The sequence below is a fragment of the Saliphagus infecundisoli genome (assembly GCF_020177375.1).
GTDB lineage: Archaea > Halobacteriota > Halobacteria > Halobacteriales > Natrialbaceae > Saliphagus > Saliphagus infecundisoli.
Genome location: NZ_JAIWHV010000015.1, coordinates 74,127 through 80,126 on the forward strand (window position 1 = coordinate 74,127; position 6,000 = coordinate 80,126).

A 6,000-nucleotide genomic window follows, 5' to 3' on the forward strand; every position below is an offset into this window, starting at 1 on the left:
TATAGATAGTGCTTTCCGTCAGTTCCCGCTCTCGTGTTTCGACGCTCCGTGGACAGCTGTCGTCTCCGTGAGGTCCTCGAGTGGGTGTCTCTCCGATTGAATCGCGTTCATCAGCGACTGTTCGACCGCACGCTGGAGAACGATATCCTCGAGATACTCGTCTTTGGAGACGGTCCGCATCTCCTTGCACTCGTTCGTATGCTAGTTGATCAGCTCAAGCCGGTCGGATAGGTGGAATCCGTTGTCCCCGTGGGTGTGATGCCCATTCAGGGCTGGGGAACGTACTGAGAACCTCGTCTATTCGACGCTCGACTACGGATTCACCGAGAACGATCTGCCCGCACTCGTCGGGTTCGACGCCCTTCCGCATTCGGCAATCGAGACGATGACGCCGCCCGGGAATCCCTACGAGGAGACGTTCGATGGCTTTCTGCCGACCGAGACTGCCTGGAGCGTCTTCGACCGGATTCGCCTCGACGACACACCGACCGACGTATCGTTCGTCCCGGCGCCGATTCTCGAGCGAGACATCGAAATCTTCGACCCGGCGGACTACACGTTCCCGTCCTCGACACTGGCCGACGGCGTCATGGTCGAAGGGGTCGTCGTTCGAAGCGATAGCCAAGATCGTCGCGTGAAGCTCGTCCGCGACCAGTTCAGAGAACTGAACCGAGAGCAGTTCGGTCGGCGCCCGGACGAGGTAGAATCGGGTGCGGAATACATCGTCGCAGCCTACTGCACACCCGCCCGAATCCGCAAACAGATTCGCGCGATGGTCGTCGATGACGGCCGTGAGTTCGGCGTCCACCTGAACGACGAGTTCTATCCACGGGTCGTTGAAGATATCTGGGCCGAGAATTGGCCCGAACTAATGCAGCTTGATATCTCGTTCACGCCGGGAGACGTGTATCCGTTGGTCACCAAACGCTGTATCGTGGAACTGCGTAAGATGGAGACGAACGCCGAACTGAACGACACGGCTCCGACGGAGATCTGGCGACACCTCTCTTCGTGATAGCGTGACTACTGTGGATCATGGCGCCACCCGCTCGCCGACGGCTGCTGTCCGATCAGTGTCCGTGGACAGCCGTCGTCTCCGGCGATCCCTCGAACGGAACGCTGATCGCCGGGACAATCGTGGAGTCGGAGCCGTGAGAGCGTCTCAAACCCAATAGAACCATTCTCGTCGATCTCTCTCCAAAATCCCTTTTTCATTGTAGGATGTCCGCTACGTATGGTCGAAATCGGCTCGTTGGTTTCGTCGCTTCCTAACCGCCCCTTGCCCGTACCGGCAGTTGAAGAATTGGAGGAACATGACGCGATTGTTGTATCCGAGGTTCTACTGACCGAAGAAACCAGTACAGGCCCCGTGACCGTCCAGTTCGCCCTCGTGACGGGTACTGTTGGTATTATCATGGAGTACGTTCCCGGAGACGGTTGGACCGTCATCGAGAGAGCTAGCAGTGACGAACACTCCCCGAAAGAACTCCTACTCACCCTCTCTATAGAGTCGATCAAGGCTGGGATCGAAGACGACGATACTGCTGCCAGAAACAACCAAAATGATGGTATTTAATCCTCCAAGAAATACTGTTCTGGTGATGGAAGGTGAGCAACACGGGTGAGAGGAACATCTACAACCGTAGGCCCTGAATGGCTACCTATGACGAGCTACGTGTTTCGTGTGTGGGTGCTCCCGAATCCACCGCTGGAATTCACTCCCGACGAGGAGGTCTGGCGGGACATCACGATCGATGAATCTCATACGCTGGCCGAGCTCCACGAGGCGATTTTCGATGCGTTCGAGCGATGGGACACCCACGGATACGAGTTCCTCACGCGCGACAGCGAGGGGATTGCACTCCGGAGCTACCCTCACCCACAACTCTACGACGGCGGCCCGAGCTGGCCGCCGATGGATGACGAGGAACTCGACCGAGTCATCGACCAGGCCGTGTTTGACGAGCTCTCCGAAGACGCCAAACAGCGGTTCCGCGAACTGCAATCGAATCCGCCCACGGAGGGCAAGGTTGCCGATACGACGATCGGCGATCTCGACTCCGACGGGGTGGGAGTGCTCTCCTACACGTTCGATATGGGCGACAGCTGGGAACACTACATCGAACTACAGGAAACCCGTGAGGAATCGCTGGATGGCGAGCCGACAGTCGTCGACGAACAGGGTGGGGCCCCGCCGCAATATCCCGAGTACGATGAGTGATGGTGGATGGCCCACCCTGACGGAAGCAACGGTCAGGGAACTGGCTCGATCCAAATCCTACGAGCGGGGGCAATCCTACTACGAACGGGACGCGGTCAGTGACGTGGTTCGGCGCGGGGAGACACTCCGAGCCGATGTCGAGGGGAGCCAGTACCAGCCCTATACAGTGGGCATTGTGTTCGATGACACTGGCGTCGCCCGGACCGACTGTTCCTGTCCCTACGACCATGGCGGCATCTGCAAACACCGAGTTGCGGTCCTCTTGACCTGCATTCGCGACCCCGAGCGTGTTCGCGAGCAGCTCCCGATGTCGGAAGTGATTGCCGATGCGGATCGAGAGGCTCTACAAGAACTCCTCATCGAACTCGCCGAGGGCCGTCCCGAGGTTGCCGACCTTATCGAAACCCGTCTCTCAACTCCGAACGACACAGCCACTGGTACTCCGGTGTCGGTGAATATCGAATCGATTCGACGACAGGTGAACCACGCACTCCCGAAACCGGGCCAGAAGGGGCACAACGACGCGTACGCTGAGGCAGCGCGAATGGCCGATGAACTGGGTGGCTTGATCGAGCAGGCCCAGAACGCGATCGAGGCCGGTGATGGTGAGACCGCACTCGACATACTGGCAGTGATTACAGACGAACTCGCGAGCGGCAGGTGGGCCGATCTCCTGCCTTATGACGTCCCCCGAGTGTTCGAGGTGATCGACGATCTCAGCCGGACGTTCATCGAGGCGGTTCTCACCGCTGAACTGACCGAATCCGAACGTGACGATTGGGAAGAGCGGCTTATCGAATGGGACGGGCAGTTCGACTATTACATGGGCGGAGAGTCGACGTTTTTCGCTGCAGCGGACGCGGCGGCCCAGGGCTGGGACGATCGACGCGTCCAGCAAGCGATGGGAGGTGAACTCGACGAGGGAGAGTTCTGGGACGACGACGCTGTCTGGTACGGCGACGACATCGTCGCTGCCCGCCTCTCGATTCTCGAACGAGAGGATCGCATCGAGGAGTATCTCAATCTGGCAGCGGCGGCGACCCAGACCCGGGCGTATGCGCGAGTGTTGGTCCAGGACGGCCGCATCGAGGAGGCACTCGACTACGCCACCGAGCGGTTTTCGACACCGGACGCTGCACTCGGCTTGGCCGAGACGCTCCGTGCCCATGACGAGACACAGGCAGCCCTGCGGATCGCCGAACACGGCTTGACACTCGAGGGCTACCGGAAGGACACGTTAGCAGCGTGGCTGCGCGACCAGGCCGCCGGTGCTGGTGATCATGAACTCGCACTCGAGGCAGCTATCACCGCTTTCGAGGCGAGTCCGTCAGTGAGTGCGTTCGAGGCTGTCGAAGAACTTGCGAAAGAGGATTGGAACGCGATCAAAGCCGATCTGCTGGAATTGCTTCGCACGGAGCAGCTGGGCGGCACTGCTGCCCAGGTCGTGGAGATATTCCTCCGCGAAGGTGAGTACGACGACGCAATCGAACTCGTGGATCGAACGGAGCGGACCAGCGTCATCGAACCCACCGTGGAGGCCCTCATCGAGGAGCGTCCGCAGTGGGTGATCAGGACGTGCAAATCCCAGGCTGAACCGATCGTCGAACAGGGTCAACACGACAGCTACCGGACGGCTGTTCGCTGGCTCAGACGCGCCGGGAAAGCGGCCCAGGCAGCTGACGAGCTCGATGAGTGGCGTGAGTACGTCGAGACGATGCGGGACGAGCACTACCAGAAGTACAAGCTCCGACCGATGCTGGACGACTTGCTTGAGGAGTTGTAAACTACCCCGCCCTACTCGCTCCCTCCCGCCTTGGGGCGGTCGGTCACTCCTTGAGGGCGGGGTTTTACCGCAACGACATTGTGCCCCGCGACCCCATGCATGGACGCGGCCCGGCTTCCTCTTCCCGTCCACGCTTCGAGCGGGGGCTTTCAGGCCCGCCTTCGACCGTCCGCGTGGATTGTCCTGCCGATTTAATTCTCGGTGTTCTCACGCTCTGCCCCAACGTAGGGACGGGAGTCGAACCCGTTCGCAGTCGTCGGTCCCGAGTATAGGGTACGACGGCCACGCCGTCGCACCACGGGTGCCAGTTTACTCGTGGCACCTACCGACCCCGGCTTGTGCGAGGACGGTAGTGACTCATATAACAGGACGAGCGGGCCTAAGCCTTGCGATGGCGCCCAGCTTCGCAACACGCTCCTCCCTCCCTACCCTCGGCTTCGCCGTTCGGTGAGGAAGGGGGCTCCGCGCTACCGGTTGCTGAAGTACAGGGTGTCCGTTGGATCGGTATGGTCACGGTCGAATACGCCTCAGAACTCGATCCGTTGCTGGAGGTGACGCTCCCTTCGGACTGGCTCGTCGCCATCGTTCTGAAACCAGGCCAGTTGCTGGCAGACTCGGATCGTCCAGAAGACAGATTGCTCGGCCAACTGCTCTCGGGCGGTGACGATCAGCGAATCATCGCCTCACAGGTAGCGTTTTTGTACTATCGTGGAATCGATCCCGATCCTGATGCTCCGACGCGGGGCAACCAAATTTCGGTCAAATACGATTTCGAGAACGCACAATATGAACTGTCGTCGGTGCTCGCAGAGACGACTGTCTCGACAGTCGACGCAGCGGTCGATTGGGTAGACGAGCAGTTCCTCGCAACCGAAACCTTCGTAGAGACGTCTCTGACTCTGATGAGAGTAGCTGAAGATATTCACGGACTCGGACGAACTGGGATTCGTGGCCTTGTCGAGACCTTTGAGACGCTCGAGGGGATCCGTGAGGCCAACGTCGATGCGCTGGCGGATGTTCCGTACGTTGACGGGGAGAACGCGACAGCACTGCAGGCAGCTCTCGAAGATGCTGACGCTATCGAGGCGTCTCATCCAACGCCGCTCGAGCAGGAATTGGGGACCGTCGATGGACCACTGATCCTCGATCTCCAGCGTGGCCCCGTCCCAGGAGAACTACTTCCGACTGGCGCATCTGAGCCGAAATATAGTTCGAAGGCGTTCGGCGGCACTGAATCGGATCGTCGATAGCTGCGCTGAGCCGATTGGTTGATACGGTTGAGTCCACGTTCACGACCCATGCAAACGATTGGTAAAGCGGTCAGAACCAATTCAAATGTGAACGATTCTTCGGTTACGTTACCGATCGGAAGCGGCGATCTGGTGAGTACAGATGGCTGAGATGGGCTTGACACTCACGGATCGCTGGCACCTGCTTGGCAAGCATGCCTGTCGTCATGTTGATTCTTCGGAGTTCCAAGAAACGAGAGAGTTCAACGAGATAGCGCTGACACATCCCGAATGGGGTTCTCTGGGCGTCCCGAGCGATAGTGGTGGTCCGGGCGCGAGCTGGTGTCGTCACTGCGAGCAAACGATCGACGATATGCAATCCCGACGGTTCAACACGATCATCGATCTGAAAGCGCTGGTACCGTATCGCGACATTTCGTGGAGAACCGTCGACCGTGAAGAGGATTGTTCGTGGTGTGGAAAAGCCGATAGTGCGACCCAGTACGACAGCGACCTAGACGAGATTGTCTGTCCGGCCTGTGCCCAGAAATACAATAGCCCTGGGACCGAGGTAGCGGATCCCCCCATACGTTCTAGTTTAGTGGTGATCAAAGGTGAACTCACCCCATTCAATCTGCTCACGTAACCGTTCCCTGTGTGGATTTGGATCCCGCGACGCCCACAGCAATAACTCGTCTAAATCCGGTAGTTCATAGCCTAACTCTACCATGAGGTACAGCTGGATCAGATGAGCATGTCGTTCGATA

6 protein-coding genes and 2 pseudogenes are annotated in these 6,000 nt (G+C 58.9%); 6 read left to right on the forward strand and 2 right to left on the reverse strand.

Annotated elements, in window-relative coordinates; all coding sequences use genetic code 11:
- Positions 1-18: 18 nt before the first annotated feature.
- Positions 19-180 (reverse strand): hypothetical protein, encoded by a 162-nt coding sequence (locus LCF40_RS15530; protein ID WP_224829146.1) that lies wholly within the window; start codon positions 178-180, stop codon positions 19-21.
- A 106-nt stretch (positions 181-286) separates the two neighbouring features.
- On the opposite strand from LCF40_RS15530, the pseudogene LCF40_RS15535 reads away from it, so the two are divergent.
- The 6 genes and pseudogenes from LCF40_RS15535 to LCF40_RS15560 all read left to right on the forward strand — a co-directional run.
- Positions 287-1,015 (forward strand): annotated as a pseudogene (locus tag LCF40_RS15535) (hypothetical protein); the annotation flags it as partial.
- Between the two features lie 219 nt (positions 1,016-1,234).
- Positions 1,235-1,576, forward strand: a complete 342-nt coding sequence (locus tag LCF40_RS15540; protein WP_224829148.1) for a DUF7964 domain-containing protein — start codon at positions 1,235-1,237, stop codon at positions 1,574-1,576.
- 87 nt (positions 1,577-1,663) lie between these two features.
- Entirely contained in the window at positions 1,664-2,221 is a 558-nt protein-coding gene (locus tag LCF40_RS15545) for a plasmid pRiA4b ORF-3 family protein (protein ID WP_224829149.1), read from the forward strand.
- On the forward strand, positions 2,214-4,004 hold the full coding sequence (locus LCF40_RS15550) for an SWIM zinc finger family protein (RefSeq protein WP_224926107.1): 1,791 nt from the start codon (positions 2,214-2,216) through the stop codon (positions 4,002-4,004). The genes LCF40_RS15545 and LCF40_RS15550 overlap by 8 nt, the downstream gene beginning before the upstream one ends.
- Positions 4,005-4,510: 506 nt before the next feature.
- Positions 4,511-5,254, forward strand: coding sequence for a helix-hairpin-helix domain-containing protein (locus tag LCF40_RS15555; protein ID WP_224829151.1), 744 nt, complete (start codon positions 4,511-4,513; stop codon positions 5,252-5,254).
- 142 nt (positions 5,255-5,396) lie between these two features.
- A complete protein-coding gene (locus LCF40_RS15560; RefSeq protein WP_224829153.1) occupies positions 5,397-5,879 on the forward strand; it encodes a hypothetical protein in 483 nt (160 codons plus the stop codon).
- On the opposite strand, the pseudogene LCF40_RS15565 reads toward LCF40_RS15560, so the two are convergent.
- Positions 5,832-6,000, reverse strand: a pseudogene (locus tag LCF40_RS15565) (IS4 family transposase); the annotation flags it as partial. The gene LCF40_RS15560 and the pseudogene LCF40_RS15565 overlap by 48 nt on opposite strands.